The following is a 14,552-nucleotide window of genomic DNA, read 5'->3' on the forward strand; positions in this document are numbered from 1 at the left end:
GCGGGGGGTAGTCCCCAATTTGCTCAAAACGCAGAAAGAAAGCTACCTCAGGAACCGTCAATCAAATCGCCGAAAGCCTAAAAACACGAGCCAGGCACATCAATCAGAGGTTTTTTCGAACCCTCCACCTGTGCTTATTCAGGTGGGAGAAAACGAGGCTTATTTCTCGGACTCTGCCCGGCTTGCTGACCGTCTGGCACAAGCCAACGTGGATGTCAGGCTTCAGAAATGGCCGCGTGTATTTCATGTCTGGCAGGCATGGAGTCCGCTTTTGCCTCAAGCCAGAGAAGCGGTTGCCAGCGCCGCAGAGTTCATCAAGCGTCAGTTGGCATAAAGGACGGAAGTTCGCTCAACATCGATAGATTATTCACAGTGCCTACCGGGCTCTGTAAAATAATTGATTTAACGCCGGTATTTACGGAGACCTGTGGATGCGTGGCGACGTGACAGACGAGGAATGGGCAATCACTGGAGACCTGCTGCCGCCTGGACGTAGCTGTTGCTCACTGTAATGCTTGATGTCCTACGTTTCGGTTGCCTATGGCAAAATATACATGAGCGCGAAGGAAAATAGCACTCGGTATATGTCCGATACGGCCGCTGATGCTCTTATGACCGCGTCAGTCGCCAACCCCAGCAGGCCTCGGAGCTTTTTTTGATAGCACGTCCTGCAGAGCCGCCTTGTTGAGCGACAGGTCCTCGACGATCCGTTTCAACTCCACGTTCCCGTCCTCGCGCTGGCGCAACCGTTTCATTTCGGCCGGCATCAGGCCCGCGTATTTCTTCCGCCAGTTGCAGAACGTTGCCCCCGAGATGCGTGCCTTCCGTTAAACCCGGTAGCAGGTGTGCCCGTGTCCGTGGACCTCAATACAAACGCGATCTGCGCCTTGGTGAACGCCGATGCCTTCAAGAAATTCTCATTATCCTGGATCCGGGATCATAGGTGGAGAATTCCAACCCCAATTTGCCGTGTTTTCGGGGAACTCGTCAAAACATTCGAGGTGGTATAGTCCCTGGGACGCTTAGCCTCTCGGGGCAAATGCGTCCCTGACGGCCTTCACGAATGATGCCCACATCTCGTCCGTTATTCGCGGGTAGTTACGGCGTAACTTCCTGCCCACACTGGCCTCATCGTTCGCGGTTACGGAGCGGATTATCTCGTCTGCCAACCTGTCCGGCATCTCACAAATTTCCTTCAGGTCCAGCCTGGCGTTGTCGTGGTTCCGGAGATACAGCGCCTCATCCCGCATGTGATGGACTATAGTCGTGTTGATGATATCCGCCAAGTAAATGACATGCGGAACATAGTTGGCATATCGCCAAGTAGGCCGAGCCAGGTCCTCGTCAGAAAAGATCAGGTCTGACTCTACGCCGTCGGGATATATCGTGGGCTTGGAGGCGAATGATATGTGGGATCTAATCTGGCTCATTAGGGGAGCGGAAATCTTGTCGAGGACGTCATCATAGGCTCGACGACTGGTTGGGTCGTCATTGATGGCGACGGATACGGGTAAGATGACGTCTTGGGAGGTCGCACCGTCTCGACGCAAAATGTCGTTGATGAGAAACCGGTGCACGCGGCCATTGCCGTCAATAAGTGGATGGACATAGACGAAGCCGAAAGATGCGATAGCAGCACGCATAACTGGTGACTGGTGTTGCGTGCGATCCAAAAATATCTCAATGCCCTCAAGCATGGCGGCCACGTCTTCTGCCGGGGGGGCCAGGTAGTGCACAACCTGCGAGTGATGGGTTGTCTGTCCGACAAAGACAGGAGACTTTCGATACCCGCTGTATGGAATCAGAGCTGTGTCGCCCAAAATGGCTTTCTGAATACTGGCCAGTCGCTGCTCAGATAGAATGCCACTCGCTGCCTGGTGAGCGTCTGAAGCGCCGCCTCCAAGGGAAGGCGGGACGTTGTAACCGGTCCAAGTCGCAATAACTTGAGCAAAACGCTGGATACGATTTGTCGCTCCAGATTCCTTTTCAATGTCAAAGCTCGCCCGACTTTCTCGTGTTGTCAGCCAGGATGCAGAGCGGGACAGCAATTCCGCACCGAACTCCTCAATGATTTCATCATAGTGTCTCGAGATATTGTAATTAAAGGCTTCCACAAGGCGCTTGGAAAGCGGAATGGCTGGGCAGAAAAATCTTGTCCCAGGCATATTGTTGATAACCTTCCACTTGGAGATGCGGATTTCATTCTCCACTACGCTCGCGGCCAGATTCCTGTCACTGTCAAGAACCGGAATGTAAGACCCTCGCAAGTCTGGTGGTTGGACGAGGTCTTCGCCGGTAAGGAACTCATACAGGAACGCAGCACGCCGGGCGTACTGACTGGTGGGTTTGTTGTTCACCCACTCCTGGACAAACCAAGATCCTCCGACGTTAAAGACGCGTGAGAGCAACTCAAGGTTTATGGGCTCATGACGGATGTGAAACTGCAGGTGGTCAGCTATCTTCTCCCCGGGATACATTTGGGGGGGATAGATTTCCGTAATATATGGACCAATGTCTGTAGTACGGCGGTTGGTTCCGATGTAACTTCTGACAGCTAGGCCCCCAAAAGGTTCTACTTCGAAATTCTCTGCGAGCCAGAGTCCCCCGCAAATCATGTTTCCGCCAGCCATCTCACCACCTGTGAAAAACGGGCGACTTTGCCCAAGAACGATGAGCGTAACACAAAAACGATGAAAAATGAGGCGTCAAACGCAAAAAACGTGTAGAAACAGCATGTGCAGGTCGTCCCAACCAGGACTCTCCGTCAAATTCCTTTGGGCCTGCCGGTCAGTTGGTACTCGGCCCATTGTCCGGGGCCCCCGTTGCCGGAACCGGTCGACCCGACATCGATATATCGCCTCGTCGTCATAGCGCTGGGCTATCGCGGCCTGGCTATGCGACGAAGGATCCGGTCACGGACACTCAGGCGTCTGCGCCGGATGTCTAGACCAAAGGGCAGTGCCCACTCTTATGACTTTCAATAATATTCGTCATGGGCCCGAAGGCGAGGTTTTTTCCAGCCTGTCGATTGCGGCCTGATCGGACGCGGCCTCACGAAGCGCGATCCAGTCGTCAGGCGGATCGCCGGCCTCCAGCATCCCTTTGAAAACCCTGTAAGCATCGGTCTTTGCCCCATAGGTCCGCAAAGTCGTTTCATCGTTCACCCATGCGAAGATGATGATTTTCGCGGTCGAGTCATAGCGAAAGAATAAACGGAAACGACCATTACCAAATTTTGCCCGGAACCAGTGCCTGTGCGCGACGCCAAGTGTCGAGCCTTGCCGATAGACGGTTGCGGTCGGATCGGCAGGAATTGTCTGGAATACCAACTTGCTCAAAGCAGCCAGCAGCTTCGTGTTCGCCTCCCTCTGGTATTTTTCAGGCTTTTTTGCCTTCAATACCTCGACCGCGTCGGTCAGCTTTTCCAACTGATCGAGAAAGAGGGGATGCGCCAGAATGGTCCAGCCATTGATCGTAATCACGATTAGAGCGCAACGTCACCGTCAATGCTGGCATCGAGGTCAATGTCCATGTCCCCGACAAGCGCGGCCATGCGATCGCGAAGGTTGGTGGGCAGAGCGGCAACGGATGTACCAGGGTGTTTCTCCATGTCCTCGGCCAGAAATACAAGGAAGCGGTCTATAACTGGGTCGCTTGCCTCGTCCTTAGCCCTCTCGACGTAGACCCGATGCTGATCGTCGATAAAGAAGGCGATACGTCCGCCGTAGTCCACGCCCAAAGCCTGCCGAACGCTTTTGGGAACGGTCGTCTGGCCCTTGGCGGTGATCCTGCTTTCTTCTTTCAGCAGCGCAGCCATGTTTAGATCCCCAATTTACACTCGGGTGTATGTAAGGGAATTTCCTTACCTTGTCAAGCTAGACTACACCTGCCGGTTATCTATTGGGCGATTAGGCGTTAATTTCTGAACACGCTCATAAGCGCAGCTTATTTATTCGTTGCTTGTGACGGGGGCAGAAAACCCCTAGCCGATGCGAAGTGAAGGCTAAAAGTATGAAAAGCTGAGCGGCAGGTGGCGACCAGAGGTACGGGCAACACGGCGCACCTCACGATACTGCAATCATCGCTTCAATGGCGATGATGGTTTTCAAAACATGAGCTTGTAAGAGCAGTGAGATCCGAGCGAGAGGAGAAACTTGCCAGCAGACGGGTTCAACGCCGAATACATCCAGCAGGACAAAGCTTGAGCCGATCAATCAACCACCGACCAGCTGGGCCTGGCGGTTCGGTTGTTGGATAGACTACAGTCATGGGCATATCGGCGCCCCCGTGGGCAATACCCTCGATACGGAGTTCAACCAGTCGGCCGCCGTCAATGTCCGCTCGAACAGTATGAAGTGGCATGCCACCCCAACCCAGACCGCCCAGCAGAAAATGATGCTTGGCATACAGATCGGCAAGCCGCCATGTCAGGGGCGACATGACGCCACGTTCCTTGCCTGCGGACAGGTTGGTGCGGTCGGTCAGCACAAGCTGGACGTGGCGGGCCAGTTCTTCCCGGGGAATGACGCCGTCAATCCGCGCCAGCGGATGATCATGTGCGGCCACGATCAGGAAGCGGATATCTCCCAGCGCCTCGCTGGACATGGATGGGGGAAGGTCGGGCAGGGGGCCTGCAATACCGATACCGGCCCGCCCATCGAGCAGGGGCTGAAACACGCCGCCAAGGGCCTCGACATAAAGCCGCAGGGGGGTGTGTGGAAACGTCTCGCGAAACTTCGCCGCCATGGCTGTCATGCGGTCCATCGGGAAGAACACATCGACTACGACCGACAGTTCCGGCTCCAGCCCGGACGACATGCCTTTGGCCCGCGCCTTCATGAAATCCACGCCCGCGACCACGCCGCGCGCATCGGCCAGCAGAACCCTGCCAGCGACGGTCAACTGTGGGTAGCGGCCCGTCCGGTCGAACAGCATCACACCCATCTGGGCCTCAAGGCCCGCAACCATTTCGCTGACGGCCGATTGTGACCGGCGCAGCAGCCGGGCGGCGGCCGAGAAGCTGCCTTCATCGCTGGCCGCAATGAAGGTGCGCAGTTGGTCCAGTGAGACGCCATCCAGCATGATCCGCCAATCCATCGGTTATTCCGGTATTATATATCGGAATATAGCGGCTTTATAGATACCTGTGTTCATGGGACATGCTGGATCATGTTCAGGGCCATCGGAAACCTGTTTTCAGGGCGCAACAGATGGTCCGTGTCCTGCGCCCCTGCGGAGAAGACCAGCGTGAAGATCCTGCATATCGATTCCAGTATCCTTGGCGAATATTCCTTCAGCCGCCAGCTTTCGGCTGAAACCGTCGCGCGGCAGAAGGCCGAGCATCCCGACGCCAACGTGCTCTACCGCGATCTCGCCGCCGATCCGCTGCCGTACCTGACTGGCGCGCATCTGGCGGCCCGTCAGGGTACTCCCGTGACGGAAGCCACGCTTGAAGCGGATCTGGCGATCGGGAATTCCCATATCGAGGATCTGGCGGCCGCCGACATCATCGTGATCGGCGTACCGATGTACAATTTCTCCATTCCCGCTCAGCTCAAGTCATGGATTGATCGCGTTGTCGTGGCTGGCAAAACGTTCCAGTACGGTGCGGCTGGCCCGGAAGGGTTGCTGCCAGCGGGTAAAAAGGCATTCCTTATCTCGTCCCGCGGCGGGATCTATACTGGCGACAGTCCGGCCGCAGTTCTGGATCACCAGGAAAAATATCTCAGTGCGGTCCTTGGCTTCATCGGTGTGCGTGATGTCGTCTGGATCAGGGCGGAAGGCCTGTCCCTGGGCGCTGAGGCCAAGGAGGCCGCCATTGTCCAGGCCCAGAGCGAAATCGCCCTCGTTCCGGCCTGATATCCTTTTGTGCAACAGGAATATTTTTCATGACCAGACATCATTTCGCGGCATCGGCGCTGGCAGCCATGACTGTTTTCTGCGCGGTTTCCCATGCCACCGCCCAGCAGGTTTCCACGCCCGACCCGTCGGCGGTGAGGGCCGGCACCTATAGGGTCGAGCCGTATCATACGCAGGTCGGCTTCACCCTCTCGCATATGGGTTTCAGCAATTTTTCCGGTTTTTTTAACGGTGTATCCGGCTCGCTTAAAATCGATCCCGCCCATCTCTCGGCCACCAACCTTGATGTCACGATTCCGGTGCAGTCGGTCGACACCACGGTGCCGAAGCTGGATGGCGAGCTGAAAAGCGCGCAGTGGTTCGATGCGAGCCGGTTCCCCAATGCGACGTTCAAGTCCACCCGCATTGTCCAGACCAGTGCGAGCACCGCCGACATTACCGGCAATCTGAGCCTGCACGGTGTGACCCGACCGGTCACACTGAAGGCCCGTCTGGTCGGCAGCGGGACCAACCCGCTCGACAAGATGTTTACGGTGGGTTTTGAAGCGACGGGCACGATTGTCCGCAGCCAGTTTGGCGTCAAACAATACGTGCCGCTTGTGGGTGACGAGGTGACGCTAACGATTGCAGGGGCATTCGAACTGCAACAGTAAATCGTTACAGGCCTTACGATGTGTCGCGCGACATGCGCATTAACGGATCATTTTGTAAAGCCGCCTGTCATCAGGCTGACAGGCGGCCTTTTGTTGTTTCGATTTCGCTTCTGCCCTGTCCGTTATACGCAATGTAGACACGATCGGATTACAGGCTGTTTGAAAAGTTAGATTAGAAAATATCCAGCAATCATAAGGAAGTTTTTGGTGAAGATTTTTTCAAAAAGCGTCAAAGAACACCGCCTTTTTGAAAAAAGGCGGAACCCAAAAACTTTTATTGTTTTTTATCAATGATTTGTTTTCAAATAATCACTTAGCCTTTTGGGGGCGCTTCAACCCCGGACATGCTCAAGATGGCAGGCGGCAGGCGGGCTCCCTGAATATGGACGGCATCTACGTCTGCATTGATCTTCGTCCGCTCGTCTGGCGTGAAATGGATCGCCGCCGCGCCGAGATTTTGCTCCATATGCGCGATTTTCGTGGTGCCGGGGATCGGCACGATCCACGGCTTCTGGGCCAGCAGCCAGGCCAGGGCGATCTGCGCGGGCGTGGCGTTCTTCGCGCGCGCCCAGCGTTTGACCACGTCAACAAGCGCCATGTTCGCCTTGAGCGCGTCCGGCGCGAAGCGTGGAATGATGGCCCGTAAATCATTGGTGAAGTGTCGCGACGGGGTGATGCCCCCTCCCAGGAATCCCATGCCAAGCGGGCTCCAGGCCACGAAGCCGATGCCCAGTTCCTCACATAGGGGAATGATCTCCTGCTCGGGGCCGCGCCACAGCATGGAATATTCATTCTGGATCGCGGTGACCGGATGGACGGCATGCGCACGCCGGATCGTCTGTACACCTGGTTCAGACAGCCCGTAATGCCTGATTTTGCCTTCAGTAATCAGGTCGCTCAGCGTGCCGACAACATCCTCGATCGGCATGGCCGGATCGACACGGTGCTGATAGACGAGATCAAGGTGGTCGGTTCGCAGGCGCTTGAGCATGCCTTCGATCGCAATCCGAATATGCTCAGGGCGGCTGTTGAGGCCGGGCAGTTGCTTTCCGGTCTCTGGATCAATATTGAAACCGAACTTGGACTCAAGGACGACCTTGTCCCGGATACCCTGCAATGCCTCGCCGACCACCCCTTCGGAGAGGAAGGGACCGTAGGCTTCCGCCGTATCGATTAGCGTCACGCCCCGGTCCACCGCGCGCCGAATGAGGGCAATCCCCGTGGCCCGATCTATAAAGCTGCCATAAAAATCCTTGAGACCGCCCGGCGGGTGCCCCGGAACCCACTGGCAGCCGAGACCGATGCTCGATACTTCCAGATCCCTCAACTTGCGACGGGCCGTGACAGGAAGTGATGTGGGCAGTGTCGCGGCCCGCGCCATGCCTGCGGGAACGAGCGATGCAGCGCCAAGCGCCGCACCGAGCGACAATGCCTTGCGCCGGGTTAGGGAGAGCACGTCGCGAGGAGCAGGTTCAGGAGACATGGCTGTCGGTATCCTTCAGGGTTGACGTTTGAAAACAACGAGCGGCTGCATCAGAGGACGCGATCTGCTGATTGCCCTAGTCTGACAGCTTAATCCGAAGTTTCATTTTCAATTAGTCAGGTTAATCCGCATGACGTCATTAGTATGACTAATAAATCAGCCCCGGCTCTCATCCAGTCAACGCGCATTCGCCCCGAAACACAATGCTACCATCAGATACGCAAACCGGATCGGGCAGATGCGCCTTCATCCATGCCGCCATTGGTCAAACCTGGCGGCATGAAAGGGATCGACCTCAGTAGTGAATGACGGAGCGGATGGATTTTCCCTCATGCATCAGGTCAAAGGCGGTGTTGATGTCTTCGAGTGGCATCGTATGGGTTACGAACGGTGCCAACTGGATATCGCCGCGCATCGCATCCTCCACCATCCCGGGAAGCTGGGTGCGTCCCTTCACACCGCCGAACGCTGTGCCCCGCCATGAACGACCGGTGACAAGCTGGAACGGGCGGGTGGAAATCTCCTGACCTGCCCCGGCGACGCCGATCACGATCGACTGTCCCCACCCGCGATGCGCGGATTCGAGTGCCGCACGCATGACGTTGACATTGCCGATGCACTCGAACGTATGGTCGATGCCCCAGTCGGTCATTTCCACCAAAACCTGCTGGATCGGCTTGTCACAGTCCTTGGGATTGAGGCAATCCGTGGCGCCGAATGCCTTCGCCAGTTCGAACTTTTCGGGATTGGTATCAATGGCGAATATCCGTCCGGCTTTCGCCTGCCGCGCGCCCTGGATTACGGCAAGACCGATACCGCCAAGCCCGAAGACCGCGACTGAATCACCGGCCTGTACCTTGGCCGTGTTATGTACCGCACCGATACCGGTCGTCACGCCACAGCCGAGCAGGCAGACATGTCCCGGATTGGACGCCGGATTGATTTTAGCAAGCGAGACTTCAGCGACGACCGTGAATTCGCTGAACGTCGAACAGCCCATGTAGTGATGGATCGGCTGGCCCTTGTAAGAAAAACGTGTTGTCCCGTCCGGCATGACGCCCTTGCCTTGGGTCGCGCGAACTGAGATGCAGAGATTGGTCTTGCCCGATTTGCAGAACAGACATTCACCGCACTCCGCTGTATAGAGCGGAATGACGTGGTCGCCCGGCGCCACGCTGGTTACACCTTCCCCGACTTCGATCACGATCCCGGTCCCTTCGTGTCCAAGCACCGCCGGGAACAATCCTTCGGGATCATCCCCCGACAGGGTAAAGGCGTCCGTGTGGCACACACCTGTATGGGTGATCTGGACGAGCACCTCGCCTGCGCGGGGCGGTTCAACATCGATCTCGACGATTTCAAGTGGCTTGCCAGCCTCGAATGCAACGGCGGCCCGTGATTTCATGATGTTTCCTTCATATTTGGCAGGATCAGCGGAGATAGGACCGGACGAGCGAGACGACCTTCTCGATGGAACCGGAAGCCGCGTCGCGGTCCCCGGCGCACTCGACGAACTCCTCACGCAAATGGCTTTCCAGGATACCCGCCATCAGGCCGTTGGTAGCGCCCCGGATCGCAGCGACCTGTTGTAGCACCGGGCCACATTCAGCCCCTTTCTCCAGAGCCTGCTCTAATGCGTCGAGTTGTCCCCTGATGCGGCGCACCCGTGTCAGGACGCGCTTTTTCTCTTCGGGTGTATGCGGCACGAAAAGGTCACTCCAATTATACTGTCCCTTAGTATCCTTCACATACTCCCATGCAGTATGCAAACAGGCACGGGGAGAGACAGCGACACGATCTTGTGAAGATCACCCGTCGATCCTTTTCCCGTCATAACGGAGCTGTGCTTCCTGAACCTCCTCCATGTGCTGTTCGGCCCAGTGGGTCAGGCTGGCAACAGCCTGCGTCAATGTTTCGCCCAGAGATGTCAGGCTGTATTCGACCGCCACCGGCACCGTGGCATGGACAGTACGCAGGACCAGTCCGTCGCGTTCGAGGTTCTTCAGAACCTGGGACAGAACTTTCTGGGAAATGCCGCCGATCTTTCTCCGGATCACACTGAAACGTGCGCTGCCGTCCCTGAGACAATCAAGAATCAGAAGCGCCCATTTGTCGCCGATCCGGTTCAGCACCATGCGGGTGGGACAGTTTTGAGCATATACGTCGAACGCCGGGTGGGGGCGTGACGGCATTGGTTTCCTTTGAGTAACCATGTGTCCTGCAGGTGCCTTCTTGTCGTGTTTTTAGTCCATGAGTAACTTGGAAAACGAAACTAGGTTTCAATACGAAACCTGGTCTGAAATGTCACTGTGCTACATCGCATTTACAGGGATTTAGGCATGAGCAAGGTTATCGTGGTCTATCACTCGGTCTATGGTCATACGAAGGTGGTTGCCGAGCATGTGGCGCGCGGAGCCGAGGCAAGGCTCGTCGCAATCGACGCGAACGGAGACATCAGTGACGCGGAGTGGACGGCACTGAACGAGGCAGACGCCATCATCATGGGATCGCCCACCTACATGGGCAATGTGAGCTGGCAGTACAAGAAATTCGCCGATGCGACCTCGAAGATATGGTTCACGCGCGGCTGGCAGGACAAGGTTTTCGGTGGCTTCACCAATTCCGCGAGCCCGAACGGCGACAAGCAGGTAGCGTTGATCACCCTGCAGACCCTGGCGTCCCAGCATGGCGGAATCTGGGTCAGCCTGGGCGTTCCCCCGTCGAACACGAAGGCGGCAACCTGGAGGGTTCGAAAAACCGTCCATGATGTTTTTTGCCTGTATTTTTTTGCGATGAAGGAACCTTATAGTATGTTGACATTAAAGTAAATTATTTTTATCAATAGATAATATCTTAAAACTTTGTAAGATTTACGTGATTTTGTGACTGTCTGTTTGACAACAAAAAAACAACAAAGATGAATCTAAGTTGCTTTTATGTTCTCTCAAGTGTGTAATTTTCTATCGAAAATTAGATTAGTCTTATGAATAAATGTTATTGTTTTTATTCATATATTTTTTTGAAATTTAGAAGATTATAAAATTACGATGTGGATTTTTTCTTTCCATTCCTTTGCCAAAATTTTTTCCACATTCTTTTTTTGCGTATCGTCTAGTGACTCATAGAACATCGCATTGATGTCTATATTGTCGCTACCGTATAGGATAGCCATTTGACGTATAAGCCACTCAGACAAAGCCTCACGTGTGGAAAGCGTGCTTTTTGCTCGTTTCCTACTCTCTCTTTTTCTTTCTGAATTATTCATTGAATTCATATCTTTCGCTATATAATGAAATTTCATCTTTAAAAGATTTTAATAGATAATTTTCTAATCTTTCTTCGATACCGACTTCATCAGCATCAATTATTTTTTCTATATCTTCTTTTGATTTATCTGTTTTGATTTTAAAATTATAATATATGTCGATTGAATTTGAATCGCGTGTCTCGTTCCAGTCAATCGCATAAAATTCGATGCAATCGTGTATATATATGTAATATGTATTTTTTTCAGGTTCTTCATTAATTTCTATCTCGATATTGCTAAAATTATCTGCGTCTTTTAAATCATCTAATAATTTTTTTCTTTGTTCATCTGTGAACAGTGTAAAATTTTTATTCATTATTCATCTCCTTTATTGATATATATATGGGATTATATCAAATGGACTGTCACGTTTTCAAGTAAATCAAGTATTTTATATTTGGCAACAATATACAAGGGCAAAAGCCTGCGTTGCCCTTGTCCGAACCTGTTCGATGATAGGAAGATTATTTTTAAATCTTCCGTGGTTCGCATGTTGTCAAAATAAATAATAAAAAAGAAAAACCTTATATAATTATCAACAGACTAATCTAATTTTCGATAGAAAATTAATATATCAAGTTATCTCATTCTTATGGTTCTTTCTTCTCTTTCTTCATCTGGTTCATTTATTGATTTCATTCTTTCTATATCTGCTTTTATTTTTTGCATCTCTTGGTTTTTTTCTTTTATATCTTTGTCAATTATTAGATTTTCACACACTAAAACGATATTTTCTTTTATATCTTCTCGTGTGTATCGTGATGAAGAATTTAGATTTTTCATAATTTTGGTAAGTTCATTTTTTAAATATTCATCATCAAGCCTTTTAATATACTCATAAGGATAAAGATTTGAAATTTCAACAGCCATGAAATCACCTGTATTTTTTAGAATATTAAGGAAAGATTGGAATGATAGATTATTATTGATATTGTTGATTTTATTATATTCAAGAAGATTCTCAAAAGTTTTTTGATAGTGATATAAACAAGCATATCTCAATGATGATTGCTGTCCTGATGTCAATTTTTGCCATTGGTGCTTTTCTAATGGTGGCTTGACATCAGGCTTAATCATATCTGTGCTTTTATGTGATTTTTTTTGAAATTTAAATAATCTCGAAAAACAATCATACATAATATTCAAGATAGAAGAATTATAAGTTTTGTCTGATGAATTGAAATAATATTTTTGGTATCGCATGTTTATGTATGCACTTCTAATTTTTTTATAATCTTCTTTCCTTTGGTTTTTAAGCATTAATTTTATATTGTTTATATAATCATCATCAATAATTTTTATGTTCGGATAATTATATATTTTAATATTTTTCAACTGACGATTAATTTTTATTTCTTCAAGTTTTTTATATCGACTTGCATTTGATTTATTGATTTCAGTAGATGCGATTGTGTCGTTATGATTTGCGTCTGTTGCTGTGCTATCGTGTTCAGTAGTTCCTGTATCTGCTCCAAGGGTGACGTTTCCCCCTCTGCTGGTGTCTCTTGCAATAACTCGATTATCTGGTTCGTGTTTTTGGCTGATTTCAGGGCTTGTTTGTATGTTTCTGTTTGAATGTTTGTTTTCTGCTGTTGTTCTGTCATTTTCTTTAATCTCCTGTTGTAAGTGTTGATTGTATAATTTTTGAAATTCAGGCTTTTTGATTCCGATTAGACGATTAGCGGAACCTATAAGAATTTTATCTTTTTCAATGATATATGTATCTGCTTTATCCCCGGCTTTGAATGTGTAGCCTTGTCCCTCTAAATTCTTCAAGAACACGCTCAGACTGTCACTGTGTTGGTATGTGGTCTTTATATGTGCCTTTGCCTCTCCTATGTTTAGCCCCTGTTTCTCGGCTTTCTGCTGTGTTTTTTTGCTATAAGCTGATTGTGGCAAGTCACCTTCCATTAAAGGCTTAATGGCTTGTGCTTGCTCCTGGCGTCCCTCCTTGATTAATTGGCGGAAAACTGCGGTATTATGTCGTCCTTTCACCAGTGCGTGACCAAGTTCAATCTCTGCTAATCGTGAAATTTTCTCATTGCGTCTTTTGCTATTTTTTAAATTAATGGCTTTCCCGGTCACAGGGTCACAATGCGGTAAAATAATGTGGTAATGGTTCTTATCGCTATCGTGTGTATTTCTTTGTTTCGTGTGATTTACGATTACAAGATTATCATAATCTTGGTTATATTCTTTACAAATTTGACCTTTAATTATGCTTAAAGCCTGTTCCTGTGTCATCTGCTCTTTAGATGACATAATGAAATGTTGGCATCCATATTTTAACCCTGCTCCGTGTGCATCGCGGAACATACTCCTGATTGCATCAGGTGAACCGTTTAAAATATTAATTTGTTCATTCTTCTCGTGTGTAAAAAGATAATCAGTAAACTTTTTAATATCTGAAGATGAACCTATGCCGTGACCCTTTATAATCATTATTTTACCTGTGGAATACTTTCTTTTTTAGCATAACGAACAGGTCTAATCTTTGACAATAAAGAATTTAGTTTTTTATTCATTGCATTAATTTCTTTCAATTCATCATCGAAAGCCACATTATTATTTTGGTTTATCTTCTTAGCGATTTGATTAAGATTATTTCCAATCGCTGAAATTTCACGTCTCAGAATGATAATCTCATTTAATAAATCTGTGCCACTTTTTCCTAATGCTCGATATTCAGAACACACAAATCTAAAAAAAGTAGATAGATTCTTATGGGGTGATTTTTGTGCAAAATTTTGTAATTCTTGCTTTTCAATGTCTGTAATTCTGACGTGTATAGTTTCCAATTTTTGCATTTCTATGTTCTCCTATGTCTATAATAAAAATCATTCTGTAAGCCTAAAATTAGGGGTTCAACAGGGGGTTTACCCCCTTTGCCAGTTGGTGGATGTGTAAACATTCACCACGACTGGCTATATGATATGTAATCTATTTGCAAACATCAAGAATAAAGAAACTAATTAAAAATTATTACTTGATTTGTCAACATAGATATTTATAGATTTGAAACTTTTTTTAACATAATTTGAAAACAATTTGAAAGACTTTTGAAAATAGTTTGAAACTTTTTTGAAACATTTATTATTTAAGCGATGGCGCATTTTTTTATGCGATGTAACCAATAGCGACCGGGGTAGGCGTGTCGCAATGGGGGGGGTGGTATTCCTGTATAAAAATAATTTTTGGTAGCTGATTTAAAATATAACATTGTATTTTTCTCCTGTGATTGTTAGTATTA

General features: G+C 49.7%; 17 protein-coding genes. 5 read left to right on the forward strand and 12 right to left on the reverse strand.

Features of this window, described 5'->3' with window-relative positions:
• A partial coding sequence (locus F1542_RS08505) for an alpha/beta hydrolase (protein ID WP_227672586.1) occupies positions 1 to 334 on the forward strand: 334 nt, incomplete at its 5' end.
• Between the two features lie 350 nt (positions 335 to 684).
• Positions 685 to 831 carry a hypothetical protein gene (locus F1542_RS17505; protein ID WP_154675789.1) on the forward strand — a complete coding sequence of 49 codons (147 nt, stop codon included), beginning with the start codon at positions 685 to 687 and terminating at the stop codon, positions 829 to 831.
• 191 nt (positions 832 to 1,022) lie between these two features.
• Here F1542_RS17505 and F1542_RS08515 read toward each other — a convergent pair whose 3' ends face one another.
• The 4 genes from F1542_RS08515 to F1542_RS08530 form a co-directional block, all read right to left on the reverse strand.
• A complete protein-coding gene (locus F1542_RS08515) occupies positions 1,023 to 2,357 on the reverse strand; it encodes a Fic family protein (protein ID WP_227001134.1) in 1,335 nt (444 codons plus the stop codon).
• A gap of 633 nt (positions 2,358 to 2,990) precedes the next feature.
• On the reverse strand, positions 2,991 to 3,482 hold the full coding sequence (locus tag F1542_RS08520) for a type II toxin-antitoxin system YhaV family toxin (protein WP_025812367.1): 492 nt from the start codon (positions 3,480 to 3,482) through the stop codon (positions 2,991 to 2,993).
• Between the two features lie 2 nt (positions 3,483 to 3,484).
• Positions 3,485 to 3,817, reverse strand: coding sequence for a type II toxin-antitoxin system PrlF family antitoxin (locus tag F1542_RS08525; protein ID WP_025812366.1), 333 nt, complete (start codon positions 3,815 to 3,817; stop codon positions 3,485 to 3,487).
• A 353-nt stretch (positions 3,818 to 4,170) separates the two neighbouring features.
• Positions 4,171 to 5,097, reverse strand: coding sequence for a LysR family transcriptional regulator (locus tag F1542_RS08530; RefSeq protein WP_227001133.1), 927 nt, complete (start codon positions 5,095 to 5,097; stop codon positions 4,171 to 4,173).
• 150 nt (positions 5,098 to 5,247) lie between these two features.
• On the opposite strand from F1542_RS08530, the gene F1542_RS08535 reads away from it, so the two are divergent.
• Together F1542_RS08535 and F1542_RS08540 are read left to right on the forward strand one after the other, a co-directional pair.
• A complete protein-coding gene (locus tag F1542_RS08535; protein ID WP_025812365.1) occupies positions 5,248 to 5,859 on the forward strand; it encodes an FMN-dependent NADH-azoreductase in 612 nt (203 codons plus the stop codon).
• A gap of 29 nt (positions 5,860 to 5,888) precedes the next feature.
• Entirely contained in the window at positions 5,889 to 6,512 is a 624-nt protein-coding gene (locus tag F1542_RS08540; RefSeq protein ID WP_025812364.1) for a YceI family protein, read from the forward strand.
• A gap of 313 nt (positions 6,513 to 6,825) precedes the next feature.
• Here F1542_RS08540 and F1542_RS08545 read toward each other — a convergent pair whose 3' ends face one another.
• The 4 genes from F1542_RS08545 to F1542_RS08560 all read right to left on the reverse strand — a co-directional run bounded on the left by F1542_RS08545 (position 6,826) and on the right by F1542_RS08560 (position 10,187).
• On the reverse strand, positions 6,826 to 7,995 hold the full coding sequence (locus F1542_RS08545; protein ID WP_141302641.1) for an aldo/keto reductase: 1,170 nt from the start codon (positions 7,993 to 7,995) through the stop codon (positions 6,826 to 6,828).
• A 295-nt stretch (positions 7,996 to 8,290) separates the two neighbouring features.
• Positions 8,291 to 9,400, reverse strand: a complete 1,110-nt coding sequence (locus F1542_RS08550; protein WP_141302639.1) for an S-(hydroxymethyl)glutathione dehydrogenase/class III alcohol dehydrogenase — start codon at positions 9,398 to 9,400, stop codon at positions 8,291 to 8,293.
• 25 nt (positions 9,401 to 9,425) lie between these two features.
• Entirely contained in the window at positions 9,426 to 9,701 is a 276-nt protein-coding gene (frmR, locus tag F1542_RS08555; RefSeq protein WP_025812363.1) for a formaldehyde-responsive transcriptional repressor FrmR, read from the reverse strand.
• A 102-nt stretch (positions 9,702 to 9,803) separates the two neighbouring features.
• Positions 9,804 to 10,187, reverse strand: a complete 384-nt coding sequence (locus F1542_RS08560; protein ID WP_025812362.1) for a helix-turn-helix domain-containing protein — start codon at positions 10,185 to 10,187, stop codon at positions 9,804 to 9,806.
• A 147-nt stretch (positions 10,188 to 10,334) separates the two neighbouring features.
• Between F1542_RS08560 and F1542_RS08565 the strand changes: the two genes are divergently transcribed.
• Complete coding sequence (locus tag F1542_RS08565; protein WP_193732663.1) at positions 10,335 to 10,823, forward strand: flavodoxin family protein; 489 nt, start codon at positions 10,335 to 10,337, stop codon at positions 10,821 to 10,823.
• 206 nt (positions 10,824 to 11,029) lie between these two features.
• On the opposite strand, the gene F1542_RS08570 is transcribed toward F1542_RS08565, so the two are convergent.
• The 4 genes from F1542_RS08570 to F1542_RS08585 all read right to left on the reverse strand — a co-directional run bounded on the left by F1542_RS08570 (position 11,030) and on the right by F1542_RS08585 (position 14,109).
• Positions 11,030 to 11,260 carry a hypothetical protein gene (locus tag F1542_RS08570; RefSeq protein WP_193732664.1) on the reverse strand — a complete coding sequence of 77 codons (231 nt, stop codon included), beginning with the start codon at positions 11,258 to 11,260 and terminating at the stop codon, positions 11,030 to 11,032.
• The gene (locus tag F1542_RS08575; protein WP_193732665.1) at positions 11,253 to 11,618 is read right to left on the reverse strand and encodes a hypothetical protein; all 366 of its coding nucleotides are present in this window, start codon (positions 11,616 to 11,618) and stop codon (positions 11,253 to 11,255) included. Before F1542_RS08575 ends, F1542_RS08570 begins: the two co-directional genes overlap by 8 nt.
• A 263-nt stretch (positions 11,619 to 11,881) precedes the next feature.
• Positions 11,882 to 13,744, reverse strand: a complete 1,863-nt coding sequence (locus tag F1542_RS08580) for a relaxase/mobilization nuclease domain-containing protein (protein ID WP_193732666.1) — start codon at positions 13,742 to 13,744, stop codon at positions 11,882 to 11,884.
• Positions 13,744 to 14,109: a plasmid mobilization protein gene (locus tag F1542_RS08585; protein ID WP_193732667.1), complete on the reverse strand. Its 366-nt coding sequence runs from the start codon at positions 14,107 to 14,109 to the stop codon at positions 13,744 to 13,746. Before F1542_RS08585 ends, F1542_RS08580 begins: the two co-directional genes overlap by 1 nt.
• Between the last annotated feature and the right edge of the window lie 443 nt (positions 14,110 to 14,552).

It is taken from the genome of Komagataeibacter sp. FXV3, assembly GCF_015155755.1.
GTDB lineage: Bacteria > Pseudomonadota > Alphaproteobacteria > Acetobacterales > Acetobacteraceae > Komagataeibacter.

Bases quoted from the DNA above. Each gene is read 5' to 3' on its own strand.
- F1542_RS08525 (WP_025812366.1), bottom strand. From the start codon at position 3,817: ATGGCTGCGCTGCTGAAAGAAGAAAGCAGGATCACCGCCAAGGGCCAG.
- F1542_RS08530 (WP_227001133.1), bottom strand. From the start codon at position 5,097: ATGGATTGGCGGATCATGCTGGATGGCGTCTCACTGGACCAACTGCGC.
- F1542_RS08540 (WP_025812364.1), top strand. From the start codon at position 5,889: ATGACCAGACATCATTTCGCGGCATCGGCGCTGGCAGCCATGACTGTT.
- F1542_RS08545 (WP_141302641.1), bottom strand. From the start codon at position 7,995: ATGTCTCCTGAACCTGCTCCTCGCGACGTGCTCTCCCTAACCCGGCGC.
- F1542_RS08550 (WP_141302639.1), bottom strand. From the start codon at position 9,400: ATGAAATCACGGGCCGCCGTTGCATTCGAGGCTGGCAAGCCACTTGAA.
- F1542_RS08560 (WP_025812362.1), bottom strand. From the start codon at position 10,187: ATGCCGTCACGCCCCCACCCGGCGTTCGACGTATATGCTCAAAACTGT.
- F1542_RS08565 (WP_193732663.1), top strand. From the start codon at position 10,335: ATGAGCAAGGTTATCGTGGTCTATCACTCGGTCTATGGTCATACGAAG.
- F1542_RS08570 (WP_193732664.1), bottom strand. From the start codon at position 11,260: ATGAATAATTCAGAAAGAAAAAGAGAGAGTAGGAAACGAGCAAAAAGC.
- F1542_RS08575 (WP_193732665.1), bottom strand. From the start codon at position 11,618: ATGAATAAAAATTTTACACTGTTCACAGATGAACAAAGAAAAAAATTA.
- F1542_RS08580 (WP_193732666.1), bottom strand. From the start codon at position 13,744: ATGATTATAAAGGGTCACGGCATAGGTTCATCTTCAGATATTAAAAAG.
- F1542_RS08585 (WP_193732667.1), bottom strand. From the start codon at position 14,109: ATGCAAAAATTGGAAACTATACACGTCAGAATTACAGACATTGAAAAG.